Source organism: Streptomyces longhuiensis, from assembly GCF_020616555.1.
Classification (GTDB): domain Bacteria; phylum Actinomycetota; class Actinomycetes; order Streptomycetales; family Streptomycetaceae; genus Streptomyces; species Streptomyces longhuiensis.
On the sequence record NZ_CP085173.1, the window covers coordinates 7,573,068 to 7,596,384 of the forward strand.

Genomic DNA, 23,317 nt, shown 5'->3' on the forward strand with positions numbered 1-23,317 from the left:
ATCCCCCGTGCTCCCGCTCCCCGGCGACCGGCACCGGCCCTCCCGCGCAGACCGCGCGGGAGTGTGCGGCTCGGGAGAGGCTGGGGAGGGTATGAGGTGCCCAGGAGGTCCCGGCAGGGCGGACGGGCAGCGCGTGGAGGTGGCACATGCGGGGCGACGACCACGGGATCCTGGAGGGTCACGGGCCCGTCCGGTACGGGCCGCCGCTGCCGGACGACGGCCTTCCCGTCCTGCCCGAGCTGGCCGCCGCTGCCGCCACCGCGGACCCGGCCGTCCCGGAACCGCCCGGCGGCGCCCCCTCACTCCTCGACGCCGCCTGCGGCTACTGGCTGCGCCGCGGCCTTCCCACCGAGCCGGGCAGCACCGCGGCCGCGCCCGGCGGCGTACCCCTGCTCCTCGCGCTGACCGCCGCGATCGGCGGCGACGTGCTGCTGCCCCGGCCCTGCCCGGCCTGGTGGGAGCCCCAGGCGCGGCTGCTGGGCCGGTCGGTCTTCCACGTGGCGACGCCCGCCGAGTGCGGCGGCGTCCCCGATCCGTACGCCCTCCTCGAAACCGTGCGCCGGGTCCGCGCCGAGGGCGGCGACCCGCGGCTCCTCGTCCTGTCCGTCGCCGACGACCCCACCGGGACGGTGCCGCCGCCCGAGATCCTGCACGAGGCCGTCGAGGCCGCCGTGGCCGAGGGCCTGCACATCGTCAGCGACGAGACCTGGCGCGACACCCTGCACCACGACCCGGACCGCGCCACCGTCCTGATCGGCCCCGCCGAGATGCTGCCCGAGCACGTCACCGTCGTCACCGACCTCACCGGCGCCTACCTGCCGCCCGGACTGCCCGCGGCCGTCGCCCGCCTCCCCGCCACGGCGCGCGGGGCCGTCCTGCGCGCCCGCGTCCTGGACGTCCTCACGGCGCTCGGCGCGGTCCTCTCCGTCCCCGCCGCGGCGGCCGCCGCGTACGCGCTCGGCGAACCCGCCGAAGTCACCGCGCGCCTGCGCGCCACGACCGCCGTCCACGCGCGCGTGGCCGCCGCCGTGCACCGCGCGTTGCTCGTCTCCGGCGGACTCGCCCGGCCGCCCGAGGCCGGCCGTCACCTGTACGCGGACCTGGACCGGCTGCGCCCCGCACTCGCCGCCCGCGGCGTCGGCGACGCCCAGGACCTGGAGGACCGTCTCTCCGAGCGGCTCGGCATGCCCACCCCCGGCGGCCACCGCTTCGGCGACGACCTCGCCGCACTGCGCGTACGCCTGTCCACCGGCCCCTTCCTCGGCTCAACCCCGCAGGAGCGCATGACGTCTCTCACCACACCGGAACCTCTGGAATTGCCGCACGTACAGCGCGCGTTGAGCATGTTGGAGTCGGCACTCGACGATCTCAGGGCCGACGTCAAGGGATGGGAGAGTCCTCGATGACGCAGCAGTCCGAGTCGACGGCACAGCGAGCTGATGCCCCCGCGTCCTTCGTACCCCTCGCCGAGCCGAAGCCGCTCGGCGGGGGACGCACCTGGCCCAAGTCGTTCGCCGACCGCCTGACGGCGCCACTGCCCGGACTGCGCGCCTTCGCCCGGTTCGCCAGGGAGGGCGCGCTGCGGCCGCCCCCCGAGGCCCTGACCAAGATCGCCGCCCTGCCGTTCGAGCCGGGCCCGCTGCCGGACGTGGACGCCCGTACCGTCGCCGTCAGCTGGGCGGGACACGCCAGTTGGGTGCTGCGCATAGGCGGCCTCACCGTGCTCACCGACCCCGTCTGGTCCCGCAAGATCCTCGGCACCCCGGCCCGCGTCACACCCCCGGGCGTAGCCTGGAGCGCCCTGCCGCGCGTCGACGCCGTCGTCATCAGCCACAACCACTACGACCACCTGGACGCCCCCACCCTCAAAAGGCTCCCGAGGGACACCCCCGTGTTCGTGCCCGCCGGACTCGGCCGGTGGTTCACGCGCCGCCGCTTCACCCGCGTCACGGAGCTCGACTGGTGGGAGGCGGCCGAACTGGACGGCGTGCGCTTCGACTTCGTCCCGGCCCACCACTGGTCCAAGCGCAGCCTCGTCGACACCTGCCGCACCCTGTGGGGCGGTTGGGTCCTCACCGACCTGGAGGGACAGCGGGTCTACTTCGCGGGGGACACCGGATTCGGGCACTGGTTCTCGGAGATCGGCAGCCGCTACCCCGGCATCGACCTGGCGCTCCTGCCCATCGGCGCGTACGAGCCGCGCTGGTGGCTGCGGGACGTCCACTGCGACCCGGAGGAAGCGGTCAGGGCGGCGCAGGACGTGGGAGCGCGCCGGATGGCGCCCATGCACTGGGCGACGTTCCTGCTCTCGGCCGAGCCGGTCCTCGAACCCCTCACGCGCGTACGGGCCGCATGGCAGAAGGCCGGCCTGGCGCGCAAGGACCTGTGGGACCTGCCGGTGGGCGCCTCACGCGTGCTGTCCGTCTGAGCGGCCCCCGCGCAGCCGGCGCCACACGGCGGGCGCCGCGCTGATCAGCAGCGTCAGGCCGACCGCCGCCACGACGCCCTCCCACGGCTCGCTGAACAGCGAGCCACCGAGGATGCCGATGAGCTGATACGTCAAGGCCCAGGCCAGGCACGCCGGGACATCCCCGCGGGCGAACTGCCGCAGCGGCATCCTCGCGATCAGGCACGCCAGCATCACGGGGATGCGCCCGGCGGGCACGAGCCGGGACAGGACGAGCACCATCACCCCGTGGTCGGCGAGCTTGTCCTGCGCCTGCGCGAGCCGCTCCTCGGGGGCCCGGTCACGGATCGCGGCCAGCCACTTCGAGCCGTTCTTGGAACCCATCCCGCGCTGCCCCAGCCAGTACAGCGCCACATCGCCGAGGAACGCCGCGAGCGCGGAGACACCGAACACCAGGAGCAGCGAGAACGGCGCCGCCTGGTGGAAGGCGACCACGGCCGCCGAGCTGACGAGCGCCCCCGTGGGGATGACCGGCACGAGCGCCCCGATCACGACCAGCAGGAACAGCGACGGGTATCCGACCGCCTGTTGGGTGGACTCGGGCGGCGTGTGCGTCACCGCGGCGGCGAACAGCTCGTGGCCCGCGCGAGCGGCGGGGTTCACCTGGCGACCTCCGGCCGCACGCTCTCGCCGTGACCGAGCAGATGCACCGTCACCTCGGGCGCCAGCTCGGCGGAGCGCCGCACGAACTCGTCGCCCGGCGTGTGGAATTCGTGCGGCCGCACCGCGTCCATGCCGATCGGCCAGTACGTCCCGTAGTGCACCGGCACGGCGCTGCGCGGCGCGATCCGCGCGAGCGCCTCGGCGGCCCGGCCCGCGTCCAGATGGTGCGGCCCGAGACAGGGCCCCCACCCCCCGACCGGGAGCAGCGCCACATCCACCTCCCCCACCGCCTCCGCCATGGAGTCGAAAAGCCCGGTGTCACCGGCGAAGTACGTGCGGGCCTCGCCGCTCACCACGAACCCCAGCGCGGGGGAGCGGTGCGGTCCCACGGGGATGCGCCGCCCGTCGTGCGACGCGGGCACGGCCCGTACGACGAGGCCGCCCACCTTCAGCCGCGTGCCCGGCTCGACCTCCGTGAGCCGCAGATGCGTGAGCTTGCGCAGGCCGGGCACCGCGCGCCGGGCCCCTCGCGGGAGCACGACCAGGGTGCCCGGGGCGAGCCGGGCCAGGGACGGGACGTGCAGATGGTCGGCGTGCAGATGCGAGACGAGGGCGACGTCGGCGACGGCGGCCTCGGGCGGCGGGGGCGCCCCGCGGCGCCGGCGCAGATGGGCGAGGCGGCGCGTGAAGAGCGGGTCGGTGAGCACCCGGATCCCCGAGTCCTCGACCGTGCAGGTGGCGTGACCCCACCAGGTGATCTCCACCGGCACCTCCAGGACCTCCTCCGTGCGACTCCCCCCGAGCCTACGGGCAGGAGTAGGGTCGTCGGGGAAACCGGAGGTGAGGGGGACACCATGGGTGAACCGGCGGAAGAGACGGCGGCCGGCGCGGTCCGCGTCACGGCGATCGCCAGTCTGACACCGCTGGAGGAGCTGGACGCCGACCCCTTCCTCGTGGACTCGCGCAGCCAGCACGCGATGTGCGCCCGCTGGGCCGCCGACCGGGGCTACGTCGTGACCAGAGAACTCCTCGTCCACTCGCTGCGCTCCGACCACGACGTCCTGTGGGCGGACGTCGACGCCGGCCTCGTCGACCTGTTCGTCGCCCCGAGCGACCGGGTCCTGCGGGCCGCGCTGCGCTCGGTCGACGAGTTCACGGCCGAGTGCGAGCGCCGCGGCGTCCGCCTGGAGACCGCGGGTCTCGCCGAGCCGTCGTACGACGCGGAGATGAAGAAGCGCGTCCACCGCCGCATGTCGATGCCGACGGCCGGCTACGACGGCTGCTGAGCCGGCACCCGCGCGTCCCGTGCCGGGCACGTGTGTTCGCAGTCAGGGGAAAACCCGGACGTATCGCGCCCATATGACACGCTTGGCCCGGGGACGACGAGACGGCGAGAGGGTGAGCGGGGCGTGGGCGTGGGGCGTTGGCGGAGGTTCGCCGGCATGTGGTGGCGGTCGATCGCCGTGTGGGCGGTCAGCACCGTCACGATGCTCGTGCTCGCCGGGATCCTGCCGGACTTCCAGCTCCAGTCGGACAACGGCGACAGCGCCACCCGCATCGCCCTCACCGCCGCGCTCGGCGCCGGTGCCTTCGGCATCCTGTCCGCGCTGGTGTGGCCGCTCCTCGTGCGCGCCCTGCTCCTCGTGCCCGCGCTCGTCCTCGGCCTCGTCGTCTTCTTCCTCAACGGCGGCCTGCTGATCTTCGCCCTGGCCCTCGTCCCCGACGGCCGGGGCGAGGCCAACCCCGAGACCGCCGTCGTCGTCGCCGCCGTGATGTCCGCGGTCGCGTCCGCCACCGGGGGAGCCCTCGCCGTACGCGACGACGACGCCTACCGCCGCCGCCTGTACCGCCTCGCCGACCGGCGCCGCCGCAGAGGGAGCGCCGGAGCGGGACCGTCCACCCCCGGCACCGTCTTCCTCCAGCTCGACGGCGTCGGCCACGACGTCCTGCGCGACGCCGTGGACCTGGGCGTGATGCCCACCGTCGGCGCCTGGCTCGGCGCAGGCACCCACCGCCTCACCCCCTGGCGCACCGACTGGTCCAGCCAGACGGGCGCCAGCCAGCTCGGCATCCTGCACGGCAGCAACTACGACGTGCCCGCGTTCCGCTGGTACGAGAAGGACACCCGCGAGATCCAGGTCTCCAACCGGCCCACCAGCGCCGCCGAACTCCAGCGCCGCGCCATCGAGCACACCGGCGACGGCGGCCTGCTCACCCTGGACGGCGCCAGCCGGGGCAACCTCTTCAGCGGAGGCGCCGAACAGGTCGCCCTCGTGCTGTCCGTCGCGGCCCGCCGCGGCAAGGAGAACCGCTCGCGGGCCGGCTACTTCGCCTACTTCAGCGACCCGGCGAACGCCGTGCGCACCGCCCTGTCCTTCGTCGCCGAGGTCGGCCGCGAGATCGGCCAGTCCACCCGGGCCCGCCTGACCCGGCAGCGCCCCCGTGTCGGCCGCGGCGGTCTCTACCCGTTCATCCGCGCGTTCGCGACCGTCGTGGAGCGGGACGTCGTCGTCGCCGCGGTCATCGGCGACATGCTCGCGGGCCGCAGCGCGGTCTACGCCGACCTCGTCGCGTACGACGAGGTCGCCCACCACTCCGGGCCCGTCAGCCGCGACGCCGAGAAGGTCCTCGCGCGTCTCGACCGCTCCCTCGCGCTGATCGCGAAGGTCGCCGAGCACGCCCCGCGCCCGTACCGGATCGTCGTCCTGTCCGATCACGGGCAGAGCCCCGGCGAGACGTTCCGCGCCCGCTACGGTCTCGGGCTGCAGGACCTCGTCCGGGCGGGCTGCGGCCTGCCCGTGCCGCGCCGTGCCCGGCGCACCCACAGTGGCGCCGAGGCCCGCGCCGCCGTCAGGGCCGCGCTGCGCAGGCCCGTCGAGGAGGGCGACGAGAAGCACCGCCCGGCGTCGCGCCGCTCCGAGCCGATCGTGCTCGCCTCCGGCAACCTCGGCCTGGTCTCCTTCCCGGACGTGCCGCACCGCATGAGCAAGGAGGAGATCGACGCCCGCCACCCGGCACTCCTGCCCACCCTCGCCAACCACCCCGGCATCGGCTTCCTGCTGGTGCGCAGCGAGGCACACGGCGCCGTCGTCCTCGGCGCGCGCGGCGCCGAGATCCCCCTGGCCGACCTCGACGAGCGCCCTGGCCCGCTGGCCGACTTCGGCGCGCACGCCGCCGACGCCGTCCGCCGCACCGACTCCTTCCCGCACACCGCCGACATCATGGTGAACTCCTGGTACGACCCGGCCGAGGGCGAGGTGCTCGCCTTCGAGGAGCAGATCGGCTCCCACGGAGGACTCGGCGGCGCCCAGGGCCACCCGTTCCTGCTCGCTCCGGAGGTCTTCTCGCCGCCGGTCGCGAAGGGCGCGGAACTGGTGGGCGCCCAGCAGGTCCACCACGTGCTCCGCCGCTGGCTGCGCGAGGGCAGCGGCCCTCAGGTCCCGCTGGACGAATCCCGGCACGAGCCCGCCCCCGACGCATCATTTACGGCCGCGACGGTCACTCCACAGGACAATTCCGCCTGATTTTGAACGATGTGTGCCGGGGGTCGACCATGGGACGTCGCCCGGCGATCCCGGTCGGCGCCCGCACGAGAGAGGCGCAGCACCCCATGCCCCACACCGGAACCGTGACGAAGCCGGCTCCGGCCCCGCAGCACGAAGAGCTCCCCAGCAAGCACGCCCGCCGCTTCGGGCTCCCCGTCGCCACCGCCCTCGTGATGGGCAACATCATCGGCGGCGGCATCTTCCTGCTCCCGGCCTCCGTCGCCCCCTACGGCACCATCAGCCTCGTCGCGTTCGGTGTGCTGACCGTCGGGGCCATCGCGCTCGCGCTCGTCTTCGGCCGCCTGGCCCGCCGCCACCCCCAGACCGGCGGACCGTACGTCTACGCGCGCGAGGCGTTCGGCGACTTCGCCGGATTCCTGGCCTCCTGGTCGTACTGGATCACCACCTGGGTGTCGAACGCGGCCCTCGCCGTGGCCGCCGTCGGCTACCTCGACGTGCTCCTGCCGATCCACGGCTCCAGGCTCTGGACCATCGTCGCCGCGCTCACCGTCCAGTGGCTGCCCGCCCTCGCCAACCTCGCGGGCACCCGCTACGTCGGCGCGGTGCAGCTCGTGTCGACGGTCCTGAAGTTCGCGCCGCTGCTCCTCGTCGCCGTCGGCGGCCTGTTCTTCTTCCACGCCGACAACCTCGGACCGTTCCGGGCCGGCGGCGACTCCTCGCTGGGTGCCGTCTCCGCGTCCGCCGCGATCCTCCTCTTCAGCTACCTCGGCGTCGAGTCCGCCTCGGTCAGCGCCGGCGAGGTCCGCGACCCCGAGCGCAACGTGGGCCGCGCCACCGTCCTCGGCACGGGCCTCGCCGCCCTCCTCTACCTGCTGTGCACGGTCGCCGTGTTCGGGACCGTCGCCCACGACCGGCTCGTCGACTCCAGCGCGCCTCTCTCCGACTCCGTCAACGCCATGTTCGGCGGCACCTGGGGCGGCACCGCCGTGGCGATCGCCGCGATCGTCTCCATGCTCGGCGCCCTGAACGGCTGGACGCTCCTGAGCGCCCAGACCCCGTACGCCGCCGCCAAGGACGGCCTGTTCCCCGCGGTGTTCACCAAGAAGAAGCGCGGCACCCCGACCGTCGGCGTCCTCGTCGCCGTCATCCTCGCCTCGCTCCTGACGGTCTACAACTACACGGCGGGCTCGGCCGGGGTCTTCGAGACCCTCGTCCTGGTCACCACGTTCACCGCGACCGTCCCCTACCTGCTCGCGACCGCCGCCCAGATCTACTTCCTGCTGTCCGGGCAGGGCCACCGCGTCAGCGGCCCGCGCCTGGCCCGCGACATGGTGCTCGCCCTCGCCGCGTTCGGCTTCTCCCTGTGGCTGGTCGGCGGCGCCGGATACGCGGCCGTGTACCAGGGCGTCCTGTTCCTCTTCGCCGGAGTCCTCGTCTACGCGTGGATGGCGGCCCGCAAGAAGCGCGTCGCCGGGGACACCACCGACTGATCCGTGCCCCGTGCGCATTCCGGCCATAAGCGGTCCGGGTGTGGTCGGATGGTGCCCAACGCCCCAACCGGCACCCGACTGAAGGGAATCACCGTGGCTACCACGCGCTCCGCGCACACCGTGTGGGAAGGCGATCTGCTCAAGGGGAGCGGCGTCGTCACCTTCGACTCGTCCGGCATCGGCCGGCAGGCCGTGTCCTGGCCCTCCCGCGCCGAGCAGGCCAACGGCAAGACCAGCCCGGAGGAGCTGATCGCCGCCGCGCACTCCAGCTGCTTCTCGATGGCCCTGTCCAACGGCCTGACGACCGGCGGCAACCCGCCCACCAAGCTCGTCACGTCCGCGGACGTCACGTTCCAGCCGGGTGAGGGCATCACCGGCATCCACCTCACGGTGGAGGGCACGGTGCCCGGGCTCGACGAGGCCGGATTCGCCGCGGCGGCCGAGGACGCCAAGAAGAACTGCCCGGTGAGCCAGGCGCTCACCGGCACCACGATCACCCTCACGGCAAAGCTCGTCTGAGGGCGCACACGCAGCCTTCATGTGCCGCGGTCCCGTGACGACGGGGCCGCGGCACTGCTGTCGTCAGGCGTCGGCGGTCACCACATCTCGCGGTCACCACGCGTCGCGGTCACCACACGTCGGCCGTCGCCACACGTCATGTGTCAGAGCGCGTCGCGCTCCTTCCGCAGCAGCTCCACCGTGCGCTCCGCGGACGCCGCCTGCGCCGCGATGTGGTCGAGCACCTCCAGATGCGTGCCCACCTCGGCCCGGCCGTCCAGATAGAGCGCGCCCGTGACGTACTCGCTGAAGACCATGTCGGGCAGCTCGCGCACCGGGAACCGGAACAGCGTGAACGGGCCGAACGTCCCCGGGTGCGGGCCCGCCGCGAACTCGGCTATCTGGAGCGTCACTTGAGGCATCTCGGCCGCCTCGATGAGCCGGTCGAGCTGCTTGCGCAGCACCTTGGGGCCGCCCGGCGGCCGGCGCAGCACCGTCTCGTCCATCACGACCCACAGATGAGGCGCGTCCTCACGGGTCAGCAGTGCCTGCCGGGCCATCCGCAGCGTCACATGGCGTTCGAGGTCACCGGGCTGCGTGCGGCCGACGGTGCCCGCGTCCAGGACGGCCCGCGCGTACTCCTCCGTCTGCAGCAGCCCCGGCACGAAGTGCGGCTCGTACGACCTGATGAGCCCGGCCGCGCTCTCCAGGCTCACGTACAGGCTGAACCAGTCGGGCAGGATGTCGTGGAACCGCTGCCACCAGCCCGGCAGATTCGCCTCCTCGGCGAGCCCGACGAAGGCCTCGGCCTCCGGCTCCGGCACCCCGTACAGCTCCAGGAGCATCTGCACGTACGGGATCTTGAGGGCGACCTCCGCGGTCTCCATGCGGCGTATCGTCGCGCCGGTGACGCGCAGCGCGCGGGCGGCCTCGTCGCGATTGAGTCCGGCCGACTCCCGCAGCTCCCGCAGGCGTCTGCCCAGAACCACCTGACCCACGGTCGGCGCGGGCCGCCGTTCACTCACGTCACGTCTCCCCACGTGCCGGGCGGCGAGCGGATTCGGGAGCCGGTGCGCTCCCAGCCGCGGCACTGCGCGCACTGAACATGTGCGCGAGCCGCGTGAACGGTACCAGTGCGATCAATGGCCTGCCCACTACCGTGCAGTTCCGGCCGGGAGCCTCCCCGACTACGGCGTCAGCGACCGCAGATACTTCACCGTCGCCGGGTCGGCGGGCAGAAACGTCTCGATCGCCAGCTCGGCCACCGTCACGTCCATCGGGGTGTTGAACGTCGAGATCGACGACACGAACGACAGGACCTGCCCGTCGTGCTCGATCACCATCGGCAGCGCGAAGTACGGCACCGCCCCGCCGCTCTCCCCGTGGTTGTCGCCCCCGTCCCTGTCTCTGTCCGCCACCGGATACGCCTTGACCTCGTCGTACACCGCGCGCAGCGCCTCCGAGCGGTCCAGCGCGATCTGCCGCTCCATCTGCGCCAGGAGATGCCCCCGCCACTCGCGCAGGTTCCGGATCCGTGGCGCGAGGCCCTCGGGGTGCAGGGTGAGCCGCATCGCGTTGAGGGGCGGGGTCAGCAGCGACTCGGGAATCCCCTCCATCAGCATCGCGATGCCCCGATTGGCGGCGACCACCGTGTACGTCGCGTCGACGACCAGCGCCGGATACGGCTCGTAGCCGTGCAGGAGCCGGTCCAGGCCCTCCCGCAGCGCTCCCATCGACGGGTCGTCGAGCGGGGTCTCCGCGAAGCGCGGTGCGTAACCCGCCGCGAGCAGCAGTGCGTTGCGCTCCCGCACCGGCACGTCCAGGTGCTCCGCGAGCCGCAGGACGAGCTCCTCGCTCGGCCGCGACCTGCCCGTCTCCACGAAGCTGAGATGCCGGGCGGACGAATCGGCGCGCAGGGCGAGCTCGAGCTGGCTCACCCGCCGCCGTTCCCGCCACTCCCGCAGCAGAGGACCGATTCCGGACTGGCGAGCACGCGTGGCAGTCGACATGCCACGACCGTAGCCGAGGGGCGCGCGGCGCCATCCCTGTGGGACGCTGGATCTCCTCGCACATCACAGGGAAAGGACCTGGTCATGCCCGTGGAGCCGCTGTCCCAGAAGGAGATCGAGGACCGTCTCGCCGAGCTGCCCGGATGGAGCGTGGCCGATGACAGTCTCACCCGCACCTACCGCCTGGCCAACCACTTCGCGGCCACCGCCCTCGTCGTGCACATCGCGCAGATCCAGGACGAGCTCGACCACCACTCCGACCTGACCCTCGGCTACAACACGGTCGAATTCTCCGTCAACACCCACAGCGTGGGCGGCCTCCTCACCCACCTCGACTTCGGCCTCGCCCAGCGCGTCCAGGAGATCGCCCCCACCCACGGCGCGAGCTGAACGCCGGTGCTGGACTACGACAAGGAAGCCGCGGTCTACGACGCGACGCGCGGCGGCATACCCCGCGCCCGGTCCGCCGCCGAGGCGGTGCTCGGCCTCGTGCCGCCCACCGCCCGCACCCTCCTCGACCTGGCCTGCGGCACCGGACTCGTCACCATGCGGCTCACCCGGCCGGGCCTGCGCCCCGTCGGCATCGATCTCGCCCCGGGCATGCTGCGGGCCGCGGCGCCCCGCCTCGACGGCGCCGCCGTCCGCGGAGACAGCCGCCAACTCCCGTTCCGCAGCGCCTCCGTGGACGTCGTGAGCGTGATCTGGCTGCTGCATCTGCTGCCCGACGCGCGCCCCGTCATAGCCGAGGCCGCCCGCGTCCTGCGGCCCGGCGGGGTCCTGGTGACCACCGTCGACAAGGCCGCCGCCCACGACGTGGGCAGTGACATCGACGCTCTCGTGGCCCCCTATCGTGGCCGCCTCCCCTCCGACGCGGCCGCAGAGGTCGCCGCCCACGCCGCCGGCCACGGGCTGCGGCGGAGCGGCGAGGCCCGCTTCCCCGGACACGGCCAGGGCCGCACCCCGAGGCGCCTCGCCGAAGACGTGCGCCGCGGCAGGGTCTACGCGGCCGGGGGCGCCGCGCTCGCCGACCGTCTCGCCGCGCTCCCCGACCCCGAAGTCCGGCGTGCGGACCCACAGTTCACCGTGCACGCCTTCACGCGGCACACCTGACCCGGCACACCTGATCCCGCACACCTGTCTCGGTACACCTGACCCAGTGCACCTGCCTCAGCACACCTGACGCAGCATCAGTGGGCCGCGTCGAGTCGAGCCCGCTGATCCGCCGTCAACTCCAGGTCGACCGCCGCCAGGCTCTCGTCGAGCTGGGCCACCGATGACGCGCCCACCAGGGGGATCACCGGAACCTCGCCGCCGATGAGCCAGGCCAGGACCACCTGGTTCACCGTGGCGCCGGCCTCCTTCGCCACGTCGCGCAGCGCGGCCAGCCGCGCCGGCGTGCCCGGATGGTCGTACTCCGCGCCCAGCGGCTTGTCGCCCCGCACATACGCGCCCGCGAGCAGCGGCGAGTACGCCACGAGCGCGAGCCTCCCGCCCTCGGCCCGTACGTAGCTCAGGAGTTGACCGTCGACCAGGCCCTGGCTGCCGTCCGGCGACAGGTCCGCCGGCAGGTCGGTGCGCGGCCGCAGATAGCTGTGCCGGTACTGCAGCACCTCGTAACCGGGCAGCCCCGCCCGCTCGGCGATCCCCCGCGCCCGCTCCACCTTCCACGCCCAGTGGTTGCTGACCCCGAGCAGTCCGACGCTGCCCTCGGCGACCAGCCCCGCGAACGCCTCGACGGTTTCCAGGAGTTCGACCTTCGGGTCCTCGATGTGCGCGTAGAGCAGGTCGAGCCGCTCCATCCCGAGCCGCTCCTTGCTGCCCTCCACGGCCCGCCGGATCGCACCGGCGGACAGGCCCTCGGGGTTGTCGACGTACCCCGTGCCGGGAGTCAGCGGGCTCGCCCCGAGCTTCGTCGCGACGACGATCTCGCCGCCTACGCCCCGGCTGCGCCGCCACCGCCCGAGCACGCCCTCGCTCTCCCCGCCCCGGCTGCCGGTGTGCCAGAACGCGTAGTTGTCCGACGTGTCGACGAACGTGCCGCCCGCCGCCACGTACCGGTCGAGGATCGCGTACGACGTCTCCTCGTCGGTCAGCGTGCCGAACAGCATCGCGCCGAGACTCAGCACGCTGACCTCGCGGCGGGTGGCCGGATCGGCGCCGATCGTACGGAACTTCATGACGGGTCCCTCCCGTGCCCGGCGCGGATGCCGGGCCACGGGAGGGAGTCTCGGCGTTGAAGCGCACGCGAGGTCAAGGCGTGGCGCAGGGCCGCTTCAGGCGCGACGGGTGAACGCCATCGTCCAGTTCGACAGCCACGTGTCCCCGCCGTCCACCGAGAAGAACTGCTCCCAGTGCGCCGTCGTCGCCGAGATCCCCGACCAGACGAACCGCACCCGGACGTCCTTGCCGTCATGCGTGTCATCCCCTTCGAACACGCCCCGCCCGTCCCCGTCGAAACGGCCGATCACCGGCGGGAACAGGATGCCCGTACGGCTGGACGACCAGTTCAGCGACCACGTACGGGCCGCATGGTCGAAGAGCCGCAGCGTGAGCCCCTTGAAACCTTCCGTGGGGCAGTCCATCTCGTCGATGTTCGCCGCCCCGTCGAACAGGCTCCAGCAGCGGTTCGTCGCCGCGAACTCCTCCCGGCCGCTGTGCGCGTCGAGGAAGTCCGTGCGCCTGCGGTGGACCACGTCCCAGTCGCCGAAGAAGAAGTCGAAGTCGTGCGCGGTGCTCATCAGCGGTCTCCCGTAGTGCCGTCGGTGAGTGAATCGGCCAGATATCCGTCGAGGTCCGGGGCGTCCGGGGCCAGCATGTGCCGCACCCACGCATCGCGTTCGTGCAGCACCGGCGGCAGCTCCCACACACAGCCGATCCACGGCAGGTCGAGGATCACGAACCGCGTCGGATCACTGTCGGGGCAGCCGATCACCGGCCCCCGCCGCCGCACCCCGGAAGTGCAGGACGTTGTCCCACACCCAGCTGTACGCGTTGATGTACGCCCCGTCGTCACCGCCGCGGTGCAGGACGACGAACGTCGCCGGAGGCGTCCCGTCCGGCTCCGGCAGCAGCTCCGGCAGCATCGTGTACGCCGCCTTCTCCACCTCCGGCGCGATCCCCGCCGGATCCGCGCTCACGTGATAGCGCTTGACGCGCCGGCCCGCCACCTCGACGGGCGGCAGCGCCCACAACAGTTTCTCCTCGAAAGCCATGGCTGGAAGGTACGACCGCTTCACTGACATCCTGTGTCAGTGAAGTCCAGCCGACTGGTGTCCATCCTGCTGCTGCTCCAGACCCGCGGCCGGATGACCGCCGCCCAGCTCGCCACCGCACTCGACGTCTCCGTACGCACCGTGTACCGCGACATCGACTCCCTGCACGCAGCGGGCGTACCCCTCTACGGCGACGCCGGGCACGCCGGCGGATACCGGCTCATCGACGGCTACCGCACCCGCCTCACCGGGCTCACCACCGAAGAGGCCGAAGCCCTCTTCCTCGCCGGCGCCCCGGGACCCGCCGCCGAACTCGGCCTCGGCCCCGTACTCGCCGCCGCCCAGCTCAAGGTCCGCGCGGCGCTCCCCGCCGAACTGCGCGCCCACTCCGAACGCATCAGCGCCCGCTTCCACCTCGACGCCCCCGGCTGGTACGCCGACGAGGACGACGTCCCCCACCTCCCGGCCGTCGCCACCGCCGTCTGGAACAGCCGCGTCCTGCACGTCCGCTACCGGCGCTGGCGCGCACCCACAGACGTCGAACGCCGCCTCGAACCGTACGGACTCGTACTGAAGGCGGGCCGCTGGTACGTGATCGCCTCCGCCGGAACGGGAGACCCCCGCACCTACCGCGTCGACCAGATCCTCCAACTCCACCTCGACGACGAGCAGTTCGAGCCGCCGGCGGACTTCGACCTCGCCGCGTACTGGCGCGCCTACCAGGAAGACTTCCAGGGCCGCCTCCACAGCGGCGACGCCGTCGTACGCCTGGCCCCGGGCGCCGCCGACCGCCTCCCGGGCCCCGCCCTGCGCGAAGCGGCGCGCACCACCGCCCGTCCGGAACCCGACGGCTGGACCAGAGCGGTCCTCCCCATCGAGTCCGCCGACCACGCCCACGCCGAGTTCCTGCGCCTCGGCGCCGACATCGAGGTCCTGGAACCCGCCGAGCTGCGCCACCGCATCCGGGCCACGGTCGAAGCCCTCGCCGACCTCTACGGCTGAAGCCTTTGGGGCTTTGGGGCTTTGGGGCATTGAAGGCATTGAAGTCACACACGTGTGCCCCGCCTCCGGATGGAGACGGGGCACACGAAGCTGTACGCGTGGAGCGGTCAGGCCACGTCGAACGTCGCCGGGTCGGGACCCAGGCGACGGTCCTCGTTCAGCGCGCTGATCGCCGCGATGTCCTCGACGTCCAGCTCGAAGTCGAACACGTCGATGTTCTCCACGATCCGCGACGGCGTCACGGACTTGGGGATCACGACATTGCCGAGCTGCACGTGCCAGCGCAGCACGATCTGAGCCGGCGTGCGCCCGTGCTTCTGGGCGATGGCGACGATCGCCGGGACCTCGAGAAGGCCCTTGCCCTGGCCCAGCGGCGACCAGGCCTCGGTGGCGATGCCCTGCTCGGCGTGGAACTCACGCGCGGCGCGCTGCTGGAGGTGCGGGTGCAGCTCGATCTGGTTGACCGCCGGGATGATCGACGTCTCGCCGATGAGGCGCTCCAGGTGCTCCGGAAGGAAATTGGAGACACCGATGGCCTTGGCCCGACCGTCCGCGTGGATCTTCTCGAAGGCCTTGTACGTGTCGACGTAGCTGTCCTTCGAGGGCAGCGGCCAGTGGATCAGATACAGATCGAGGTAGTCGAGGCCCAGCTTGTCGAGGGAGGCGTCGAAGGCGCGCAGCGTCGCGTCGTAGCCCTGGTCGGCGTTCCACAGCTTCGTGGTGACGAAGAGCTTCTCGCGGGCGATGCCGGAGGCGGCGATGGCCTTGCCGGTGCCCTCCTCGTTGCCGTAGATCGCGGCGGTGTCGATGCTGCGGTACCCGGCCTCCAGGGCCGTCGCGACAGCCTTCTCGGCCTCGGCGTCCGGCACCTGCCAGACGCCGAAACCGAGCTGGGGCATCTCGACGCCGTTGTTCAGGATGATCGGGGGGACCTTGCTCACGAGCTCTCGATCCTTCGCGTTGTCGGTTGGTACTCCCATCGTCAACGATCACGACCCGGGACGCATTCCCGTTCACGACGTGTTCACGGGGGCACCCCGGGCTCCGCTCACCCGGCGGAACCCGGGGTGCCCAGGGCTCCGCTCACCCGGCCGAACCGAGATAGGCGTCCCGCACGGCCGGGTCGGCACGAACCGCCGCCGGGGTGCCCTCGGCCAGCACGGTCCCGAGGTCGAGGACGACTATGCGGGAACAGAGGTCCATGACGAAGGCGACGTTGTGCTCGACGAGGAGCACGGCGCAGCCCTGTTGGTCCGACAGATGACGGATGACAGATTTCAGCTGACAGATTTCATCATCTGTCATTCCTGACGCAGGCTCGTCGAGCAGCACCACCCGCGCCCCCTCCACCCCCGCCCGGGCCAGTTCCACCATGCGTGCCTGGCCCACGGGCAGCGCCCCCGCGTACTCCCCGGCCAGCGCGTCGAGGCCGCACGCGCGCAGCATCGTCGACGCCCGCTCGCGGCGCCGGCGCTCGTACGTCCGTCTGGTCGGCGCCGCCAGCAGATCGGCGGCGAGCCCGCCCCCGCCGCCCCGCCACTCCTGCGCCACCAGCAGGTTGTCCGCGACCGTGAGCTGGCCGAAGAGCTGCTGGCGCTGGAACGTGCGGCGCATCCCGTGGCGGGCCCGCCACACGGGGGAGCGGCGCGTGATGTCCTCGCCGTCCAGGAGGACGCGGCCCTCGTCGGGGCGCCGGATCCCGGAGACGGCGTCGAAGAACGTGGTCTTGCCCGCGCCGTTCGGGCCGATGAGGCCGCACACCTCGCCGGCGCGCAGGGTCACGCCGACCCCGTCGAGCGCACGGATCCCGCCGAACCGGACGCCGATCCCGGACGCTTCGAGCACGGGCCCCCCGGTGGTCCCGCTCATGGCCGCACCGCCCCTTCCTCTTCTTCTTCCGCTTTCTGCGCCGTGCCCGGTCCGCTCGCGGCGAGCCCCAGGTAGGCCTCGGTGAGCCGGTCGGCCCGCACCTCGGCGCGCGGGCCGCACCACGAGACGCGGCCCCGGTCGAGATAGGCGACGGTGTCGGCGACGCCGAGGATCTCGGTGGCCTTCTCCTCGACGAGGAGCAACCCCGTTCCGGCGTCGCGGAGTTCGGTGAGCAGCCGGAACACGTCCTCGACGATGCGTGGCGCGAGACCGAGGGACGGCTCGTCGGCGATGAGGACCCGGGGCGGCTCCTGGAGGAGCGGGGCGAGGGCGAGCAGCTGCTGTTCACCGCCGGAGAGTGCGCCCGCGGTGACGTTGCGGCGGGCGGCGAGCCCGGCGAAGCGCTCGTACACGGCCTCGCGCGCGTGCTTGTCGGGGAGGTGCAGGGTGAGGTTCTCGTCGATGGTGAGGGCGGGGAAGATGCCGCGCCCTTCGGGGGCGAGGAGCACGCCGGCCCGCGCCCGGCGGACGGGGCCCTCGCGTGTGACGTCCCGCCCGGCGACGTACACCTGCCCCCGCAGGGGTGTGAGAAGTCCGGCGGCGGTACGGCACGTCGTGGACTTCCCGGCGCCGTTGGGGCCGAGGAGGGCGACGATCTCGCCGGGGCGGACCGTGATGCCGACGCCGTGCAGGACCGGCGCGCCGTCGTATCCGGCGTGCAGGCCGCGCAGTTCGAGGGCCGGTGGGGCGCCGCTTTCTTGAGGGGGAGCGGGCAGCGGACCTGTCGCTTCGGACGGACCGATGCCCGTCGCCCCCGTCTTCGTGCTCCTGCGCCTGTGCCGTCGTACGGAGATCGCCGCGCAGTACCCGTCCGGGTCGTTGGCGAGCGCGAGGCCCGCCAGGCCGAACAGGACGACCGGCAGATGGACGGAGTCCGTGACGTAGTCCGATACGAGGTGCGGCACGATCGCGTAGACGAGGCCCGCGACGACCGCGAACTGCGGGCGCCGTACGCCTGCCGCGACGACCACCGCGAGCCAGATCAGGCCCGTCATCGCGGTGAAGTCGGTGGCGGTGATCCGGGTGTTGTACGACGCGTACATCACGCCTCCGAAGCCCGCGAGGCCGGCCGAGAGGGTGAAGAGGAGAAGTTTGGTGCGGATGACGGAGACGCCGGAGGCCATCGCGGCGGCGGGGGCCGAGCGCACGGCGAGCATCGCGCGGCCCGAAGGGGAGTTGCGCAGTGCGCCGAGGGCGGCCACGGCGGCCGCGCACAGGACGACCATGGCGACGCCCATCGCCCGGTCGTCGCTCAGGTCGACCGGTCCGAAGACGGGGCGCGGGATCTCCCAGCCGGTGTCGCCGTTCCTCAACCAGCCCATCTGGAAGAGGACTTGGTCGGCGAGGAAGGCGAGGGCGAGCGTGGCGAGGGCGAGGGTGCGGCCGCCGAGGCGCAGCGCGGGCAGTGCCACGAGCGCTCCGAGGACGGCCGCGACACAGGTGCCCACGAGGGCCGCCGCGATGAACGGCCAGCCGTGGCTCATCAGGAGCCCGGCCACGAGCGCCGCGCCGGTGACGAAGGTGGCCTGCGCGAGGGACACCATCGCGCCGAGCCCCGTCACGACGGTGAAGGAGACGAAGACGAGCGAGAGGGCGAGGCCCTGGGCGAGGATGCCGCTCCAGAACGGGGTCGTCACCGTGTAGAAGGCGGCGGCGAGCAGCACGGCGGCCACCGCCCACGGCCCCCACTTCCGTGCCCAGGGGCGGCCCGCGAGGTAGTCGACGGGCGGGGCGTCGGCGGCGGCCGTTCCCGCCGTGCGCTGTCGCCGGGTGAGCAGCAGCAGTCCGGCGAAGAGGATCAGGAAGGGGACGGCGGTGCGGAACCCCGTGATGCGTTCGGCGAAGGAGGAGTAGCCGGCGACGAGGTTCTGCAGGACGCCGAGGCCGAGTCCGCCCGCGAAGGCGAGGGGTACGGAGGCGAAGCGCCCGAGGACGGCGGCGGTCGCCGACACGAACAGGAACAGGGTGAAGTCGTGCGCGGACAGACCGAGCAGCGGGGTGGCGAGGACGCCGGCGAGGCCCGCGAGCCCGGACGACAGCATCCACGCCACGGTGGAGAGCCGGTCGGCGCTCATGCCGCGCAGTTCGACGAGTGAGCGGTTGTCGACGGCGGCCCGCAGGCGCAGGCCGAGGGTGGTGTGGCGCATCAGGATCCACAGGCCGAGCGCGACGGCGGCGGTCGCCACCCAGGTGATCAGCTGGTCGGAGTCGATGCCGACTCCGTCCATGAGCTGCCAGTTCTTCGCGGGGCTCGGGCCCACGCCCGGCAGCCCGAACTGGTTCTCGGCGGGCTTGACGGAGACGCCCGCGTCATCGAGCAGTTCCACCACCCACAGGCCGAGCGCGGGCAGCGCGACGAGCAGGCCGATGGTCGCGACGATCTGCGCGGTCTCGCCGACGCGCGCCAGCTTGCGGAACATCAGCCGGTCAAGTCCCCAGCCCAGCACGGGGGATGCGACACAGGTGAGGAGGAGCGCGGTCGGTACGGCGGGCCAGCCGAGACCGGAGTGCAGTTCGTAGAAGGCGAGCGCGCACAGGTAGGCGGTGGCGCCGTGGGCGAAGTTGAAGAGGCCGGAGGCCGAGTAGGAAAGGACGAGGCCGGTGGCGAGGAGCGCGTACAGCGCACCTGACACGAGCCCGCTCAGCACGAAGGCCAGCAGGTCGGACATGCGGGTCGCCCCCTACTTGAACGGGATGGGCTCGTAGCACTTGAAGGGTGACGAGACGCGGTACGCGCCGTTCTTGAGCTGGACGAGTGCGCCGCAGCCGAACGACTCCTTCTGCCCCTTGGGCAGGGCGCGGTCGCCGACCATCGTGCCGGTGTCGGAGAACCCGTTCGCGGCCTTCTGGAAGGAGGCGACGGTGAGGTTCCGGCCGGCCTTCTGCGCGATGGAGAGGAACAGGTCGGCGGACATGTAGCCGGTCATCATGTGCATGTTGAGCGGCACGTCCTTCCCGCCCGACGCCTTCTTGATGTCCGCCTTGAACTGCTTCATCGCCGCCGAGCGCGTCTCGAAGGGCTCGAAGGTCAGCAGGATGTGCACCCCGTCGAGCGCTTCCTTCGTCGCGCTCTTGGCGAGCAGCCCCGGGTCGTAGTCGGTCGGGTCGGTGAGGACGCCGCGGTACCCGGAGCGCTTGGCGGCGGTGAACAGGCCGATGTTGTACGGGGTCTGCATGACGGAGACGACGATGTCGGGCGCCTTGCCGCCGTCGCTGCGCAGGATCTCCTTGGTGTACGCCGACCAGTCGCTCGGCACCGAGGTCGCGGGCACCGACGACTTGGCGAAGGTGACCTTGTATCCGGCGGACGCGAAGCTCTGCTTGTAGGTGCGGATGGCGAAGGTGCCCGCGTCGTTGTCGTTGGCGAGGATGGCGACGGTCTTGCCCTTGGCGCCGTGCGTGACCTGCTTGAGGCCCTCGGGCCAGGTCTGCGAGATGGTGCCGCCGGGCATCGGGACCATGCAGCCGCCGAAGCCGTAGATGTAGGTGGGTCCGCAGAAGGACGGGATCGTGCCCCAGCCGAACGTGGGGACCTTCTGCTTCTGGAGGAAGTCGGCGCCGGAGAAGGTGACCGAACTCATCGGCGAGATCGCGAACACCTTGTCCTGCTGGACGAGTTTGCGGGCCGCGGCGAGGTTCTTGGCCGGGTCCTGGCCGTCGTCCTCCGCGCCCAGGTAGTCGATCTTCCTGCCGTTGATCCCGCCCTCGGCGTTGGCGCGGGCGAAGCGGGCCCGCGCGCCGAGGTCGGTGTCCTTCTTGCTGTAGCCGCTGGCGGTCGTCATGGAGACGATGCCGCCGACCTTGATGGCGTCATCCGTCACTCCGCGTACCGAACTCCCCTTGCTGTCAGGGGAGTTGCCGGTTGCCGCGGAGTTGCAGGCGGTGGCGAGCAGCAGTGCCGCCACAGTGGCGGTGATGGCGCGGACAGTTCGCGACACGATGGGCCCCCTCCGTCGGGTGAGGGTGATTCTGTGTGCGACCTGATGAACCGTCAATAACTGACGCATCGGTAATTGATGAACCGTCAGAAACGGTTCGCGACCGGGTCAGGGCCTTGTGGCGGGGTTACCGTCGGGAACGTACCGGCGCGCGATCAGCCCCGGTACAGCGCCTCGACCTCCTCCGCGTACGCCGTCTCGATCGCCTTCCGCTTGAGCTTCAGGGACGGCGTGAGCAGCCCGTGTTCCTCGGTGAACTGGTAGGCCAGTATCCGGAACGTACGGATCGACTCGGCCTGCGAGACCAGGGTGTTGGCCGCCACGACGGCCCTGCGCACCTCGGTCTCCAGGTCCGGGTCGTGGACCAGCTGGGCGGGCTTCAGCGGCGGCTTGCCCCGCATGTTCAGCCAGTGCTCGACGGCCTCGGCCTCCAGCGTGACGAGCGCGGCGATGTACGGGCGGTCGTTGCCGACGACGATGCACTGGGCGATCAGCGGATGGTCGCGCACCCGCTCCTCCAGCTGCTGCGGCGACACGCTCTTGCCGCCGGAGGTCACGAGGATCTCCTTCTTGCGGCCGGTGATCGTCAGGTAGCCGTCGTCGTCGAGCGCGCCGAGGTCGCCGGTGGCCAGCCAGCCGTCGTGCAGCGTGGCGTCGGTGGCCTTCGGGTCGTTGAGGTACCCCTGGAACACATTGCCGCCGTACAGCCAGACCTCGCCGTCGTCGGCGATATGGACCGTCGTGCCGGGGATGGCCTGGCCGACCGTGCCGTAGCGGGTCTGCTCCGGCGGGTTCGCGGTCGCCGCCGCCGTGGACTCGGTGAGCCCGTAGCCCTCGTAGATCGTGACGCCGGCGCCCGCGAAGAACAGGCCCAGGCGGCGGTCCATGCCCGAGCCGCCCGACATGGCGTGCCGCACCCGGCCGCCCATCGCCTCGCGGACCTTGGAGTAGACGAGCTTGTCGAAGAGCGAGTGCTGCATGCGCAGCGACGCGGACGGCCCGGGTCCGGTGCCGAACGCCTTGGCCTCCTGCGCATCCGCGTACTTGACGGCACACTCGACGGCCTTGTCGAACGGCCCCGACTTGCCGTCCTTCTCGGCCTTGCGGCGGGCCGCGTTGAAGACCTTCTCGAAGATGTACGGCACGGCGAGGATGAACGTCGGGCGGAACGCCTGCAGGTCCGGCAGCAGGGCCGCCGCGTTGAGCTGCGGCTGGTGGCCGACCTTCACGCCGCCGCGGATCGTGGCGATCTGCACCATGCGCCCGAAGACGTGCGCGAGCGGCAGGAACAGCAGGGTCGAGGCCTCGTCGCCCCGCTTGGAGTGGAACACCGGCTCCCAGCGGCTGACCATCGTGTCCGACTCGAACATGAAGTTCGCGTGGCTGATGACGCAGCCCTTGGGGCGGCCCGTGGTGCCCGAGGTGTAGATGATGGTGGCGATGGAGTCGGGGGTGACGGCGCGCCGATGGCGGTGCACCACCTCGTCGTCGATGTGGGCGCCGGCCTCGATGAGACGGGGCACGGGATCGGTGTCCAGCTGCCACATCCGGCCGAGCGTGGGCAGGCGGTCGATGACGGTGGCGATCGTCATCGCGTGGTCCTCGTGCTCCACCATCGCTGCCGACACCTGCGCGTCGTGCAGGGTCCAGAAGACCTGCTCGGCGGATGCCGTGGGGTAGATGGGCACGACCTGGGCGCCGATCGTCCACAGCGCGAAGTCGAAGAGGGTCCACTCGTAGCGGGTCCTCGACATGATCGCGACGCGGTCGCCGAAGCGGACGCCCTGCGCGAGCAGCCCTTTGGCGAGCCCGAGCACTTCGTCGCGGAATTCGGCGGCGGTCACGTCGTACCAGCGGCCCGCGTCGTCCTTGCGGCCGAGCGCGACGCGCAGCGGATCCTCTAGGGCGTGGTCGAACACGGCGTCGGCCAGGCCGCCCACCGGCGGCGCCGACGCCAGAGGAGGATTGGTGAACTCGCGCAATGTTGCTCCTTGTGGCGCTCCGCACAGCGCCGGTGACGGTACCCCACCGCGCGCCCCGGCGGGAGGGGTCCAAATGGGCCGGAGCGCGTGGAATATGCACTGGTCAGCCGGTGAAATACGGCCACAAGGGGAAGGGCGGGACAGAATTCTTACGGTTCAGTAAGTTTCGGTGGCGTAATCTCCACGGAATCTGTACGGAGCGCTTACCGGGGGTCCGCTGCGGGGTTTTTGGGCGGACTGGTCGCTTCCGATTTCTCCACGGACGGTCCACGACTGTCCCCGGTGACCGCGGCGGCGGTCGCTCCCGGGGGGCGGTGGGCGGCCCGCGGCGCCCTCACCAGCGCGAGGACCAGCACCCCCGCGACGAGCGCCGCACAGCCCGCGACCACGGACGCCGTGTTCAGCCCCGACGCGAAGGCCACCCGCAGCGTGTGCTCCGGGACCACCCCGTCCAGGGCCCGCGCCCCGCAGCCCGCGAGCGTGTGCGCGGCGCCGTGCGACAGGGAGTCCCGCATCGTCGACGTCAGCACGGTGCCGAGGACGGCCACCGCGAGCGCGTGGCCGAGCTGCCGGAACGTGTTCACCGCGCCGCCCGCCACGCCCGCGCGCTCGGGCTCCACCGCGGCGAGCGCGGCGCCCGCGATCCCCGGCGAGGCGAACCCGGTCCTCGAACCTGGTCGC

20 protein-coding genes and 2 pseudogenes are annotated in these 23,317 nt (G+C 72.2%); 9 read left to right on the forward strand and 13 right to left on the reverse strand.

The window, feature by feature from the left end:
* Window positions 1-146 precede the first annotated feature (146 nt).
* Both LGI35_RS34600 and LGI35_RS34605 read left to right on the forward strand, forming a co-directional pair.
* On the forward strand, window positions 147-1,406 hold the full coding sequence (locus LGI35_RS34600) for an aminotransferase class I/II-fold pyridoxal phosphate-dependent enzyme (RefSeq protein ID WP_227298213.1): 1,260 nt from the start codon (window positions 147-149) through the stop codon (window positions 1,404-1,406).
* Entirely contained in the window at window positions 1,403-2,428 is a 1,026-nt protein-coding gene (locus tag LGI35_RS34605; protein WP_227298214.1) for an MBL fold metallo-hydrolase, read from the forward strand. The genes LGI35_RS34600 and LGI35_RS34605 overlap by 4 nt, the downstream gene beginning before the upstream one ends.
* Here LGI35_RS34605 and LGI35_RS34610 read toward each other — a convergent pair.
* Together LGI35_RS34610 and LGI35_RS34615 are read right to left on the reverse strand one after the other, a co-directional pair.
* Window positions 2,408-3,040 (reverse strand): DedA family protein, encoded by a 633-nt coding sequence (locus tag LGI35_RS34610; protein ID WP_227300650.1) that lies wholly within the window; start codon window positions 3,038-3,040, stop codon window positions 2,408-2,410. The genes LGI35_RS34605 and LGI35_RS34610 overlap by 21 nt on opposite strands.
* A 26-nt stretch (window positions 3,041-3,066) precedes the next feature.
* Window positions 3,067-3,840, reverse strand: a complete 774-nt coding sequence (locus tag LGI35_RS34615; protein WP_227298215.1) for an MBL fold metallo-hydrolase — start codon at window positions 3,838-3,840, stop codon at window positions 3,067-3,069.
* Window positions 3,841-3,924: 84 nt separating this feature from the next.
* Here LGI35_RS34615 and LGI35_RS34620 point away from each other — a divergent pair, with 84 nt between their 5' ends.
* The 4 genes from LGI35_RS34620 to LGI35_RS34635 all read left to right on the forward strand — a co-directional run bounded on the left by LGI35_RS34620 (window position 3,925) and on the right by LGI35_RS34635 (window position 8,585).
* Window positions 3,925-4,356 (forward strand): hypothetical protein, encoded by a 432-nt coding sequence (locus tag LGI35_RS34620; RefSeq protein WP_227298216.1) that lies wholly within the window; start codon window positions 3,925-3,927, stop codon window positions 4,354-4,356.
* A gap of 156 nt (window positions 4,357-4,512) precedes the next feature.
* The gene (locus LGI35_RS34625; RefSeq protein ID WP_227300651.1) at window positions 4,513-6,594 is read left to right on the forward strand and encodes a phage holin family protein; all 2,082 of its coding nucleotides are present in this window, start codon (window positions 4,513-4,515) and stop codon (window positions 6,592-6,594) included.
* An 86-nt stretch (window positions 6,595-6,680) separates the two neighbouring features.
* Window positions 6,681-8,066 (forward strand): amino acid permease, encoded by a 1,386-nt coding sequence (locus LGI35_RS34630; RefSeq protein ID WP_227298217.1) that lies wholly within the window; start codon window positions 6,681-6,683, stop codon window positions 8,064-8,066.
* A gap of 93 nt (window positions 8,067-8,159) precedes the next feature.
* On the forward strand, window positions 8,160-8,585 hold the full coding sequence (locus LGI35_RS34635; protein WP_227298218.1) for an OsmC family peroxiredoxin: 426 nt from the start codon (window positions 8,160-8,162) through the stop codon (window positions 8,583-8,585).
* Between the two features lie 143 nt (window positions 8,586-8,728).
* On the opposite strand, the gene LGI35_RS34640 is transcribed toward LGI35_RS34635, so the two are convergent.
* Complete coding sequence (locus tag LGI35_RS34640; protein ID WP_227298219.1) at window positions 8,729-9,589, reverse strand: helix-turn-helix domain-containing protein; 861 nt, start codon at window positions 9,587-9,589, stop codon at window positions 8,729-8,731.
* A 162-nt stretch (window positions 9,590-9,751) separates the two neighbouring features.
* Window positions 9,752-10,573, reverse strand: coding sequence for a helix-turn-helix domain-containing protein (locus LGI35_RS34645; protein ID WP_227298220.1), 822 nt, complete (start codon window positions 10,571-10,573; stop codon window positions 9,752-9,754).
* A gap of 84 nt (window positions 10,574-10,657) precedes the next feature.
* Here LGI35_RS34645 and LGI35_RS34650 point away from each other — a divergent pair, with 84 nt between their 5' ends.
* A complete protein-coding gene (locus tag LGI35_RS34650) occupies window positions 10,658-10,963 on the forward strand; it encodes a 4a-hydroxytetrahydrobiopterin dehydratase (RefSeq protein ID WP_227298221.1) in 306 nt (101 codons plus the stop codon).
* Between the two features lie 6 nt (window positions 10,964-10,969).
* Entirely contained in the window at window positions 10,970-11,683 is a 714-nt protein-coding gene (locus LGI35_RS34655; protein ID WP_227298222.1) for a class I SAM-dependent methyltransferase, read from the forward strand.
* Window positions 11,684-11,760: 77 nt separating this feature from the next.
* Here LGI35_RS34655 and LGI35_RS34660 read toward each other — a convergent pair whose 3' ends face one another.
* The 3 genes and pseudogenes from LGI35_RS34660 to LGI35_RS46410 form a co-directional block, all read right to left on the reverse strand.
* Window positions 11,761-12,750, reverse strand: coding sequence for an aldo/keto reductase (locus tag LGI35_RS34660; protein ID WP_227298223.1), 990 nt, complete (start codon window positions 12,748-12,750; stop codon window positions 11,761-11,763).
* Window positions 12,751-12,846: 96 nt separating this feature from the next.
* Entirely contained in the window at window positions 12,847-13,311 is a 465-nt protein-coding gene (locus LGI35_RS34665) for a hypothetical protein (RefSeq protein WP_227298224.1), read from the reverse strand.
* Window positions 13,311-13,785 (reverse strand): annotated as a pseudogene (locus tag LGI35_RS46410) (hypothetical protein). Before LGI35_RS46410 ends, LGI35_RS34665 begins: the two are co-directional and overlap by 1 nt.
* Window positions 13,786-13,824: 39 nt before the next feature.
* On the opposite strand from LGI35_RS46410, the gene LGI35_RS34680 reads away from it, so the two are divergent.
* On the forward strand, window positions 13,825-14,787 hold the full coding sequence (locus LGI35_RS34680) for a helix-turn-helix transcriptional regulator (protein ID WP_227298227.1): 963 nt from the start codon (window positions 13,825-13,827) through the stop codon (window positions 14,785-14,787).
* Between the two features lie 107 nt (window positions 14,788-14,894).
* Here the strand turns inward: LGI35_RS34680 and LGI35_RS34685 are convergent, their stop codons facing one another.
* The 6 genes and pseudogenes from LGI35_RS34685 to LGI35_RS34710 all read right to left on the reverse strand — a co-directional run.
* The gene (locus tag LGI35_RS34685) at window positions 14,895-15,686 is read right to left on the reverse strand and encodes an aldo/keto reductase (RefSeq protein ID WP_227300652.1); all 792 of its coding nucleotides are present in this window, start codon (window positions 15,684-15,686) and stop codon (window positions 14,895-14,897) included.
* A gap of 184 nt (window positions 15,687-15,870) precedes the next feature.
* The gene (locus tag LGI35_RS34690) at window positions 15,871-16,656 is read right to left on the reverse strand and encodes an ABC transporter ATP-binding protein (protein ID WP_227298228.1); all 786 of its coding nucleotides are present in this window, start codon (window positions 16,654-16,656) and stop codon (window positions 15,871-15,873) included.
* Window positions 16,653-19,385, reverse strand: a complete 2,733-nt coding sequence (locus tag LGI35_RS34695; RefSeq protein WP_227298229.1) for an ABC transporter permease subunit — start codon at window positions 19,383-19,385, stop codon at window positions 16,653-16,655. The genes LGI35_RS34690 and LGI35_RS34695 overlap by 4 nt, the downstream gene beginning before the upstream one ends.
* Before the next feature lie 12 nt (window positions 19,386-19,397).
* On the reverse strand, window positions 19,398-20,654 hold the full coding sequence (locus LGI35_RS34700) for an ABC transporter substrate-binding protein (protein WP_227298230.1): 1,257 nt from the start codon (window positions 20,652-20,654) through the stop codon (window positions 19,398-19,400).
* Window positions 20,655-20,809: 155 nt separating this feature from the next.
* Window positions 20,810-22,636 carry an AMP-dependent synthetase/ligase gene (locus LGI35_RS34705; protein ID WP_227298231.1) on the reverse strand — a complete coding sequence of 609 codons (1,827 nt, stop codon included), beginning with the start codon at window positions 22,634-22,636 and terminating at the stop codon, window positions 20,810-20,812.
* A 203-nt stretch (window positions 22,637-22,839) separates the two neighbouring features.
* A pseudogene (locus tag LGI35_RS34710) lies at window positions 22,840-23,310 on the reverse strand (hypothetical protein); the annotation flags it as partial.
* Window positions 23,311-23,317 lie beyond the last annotated feature (7 nt).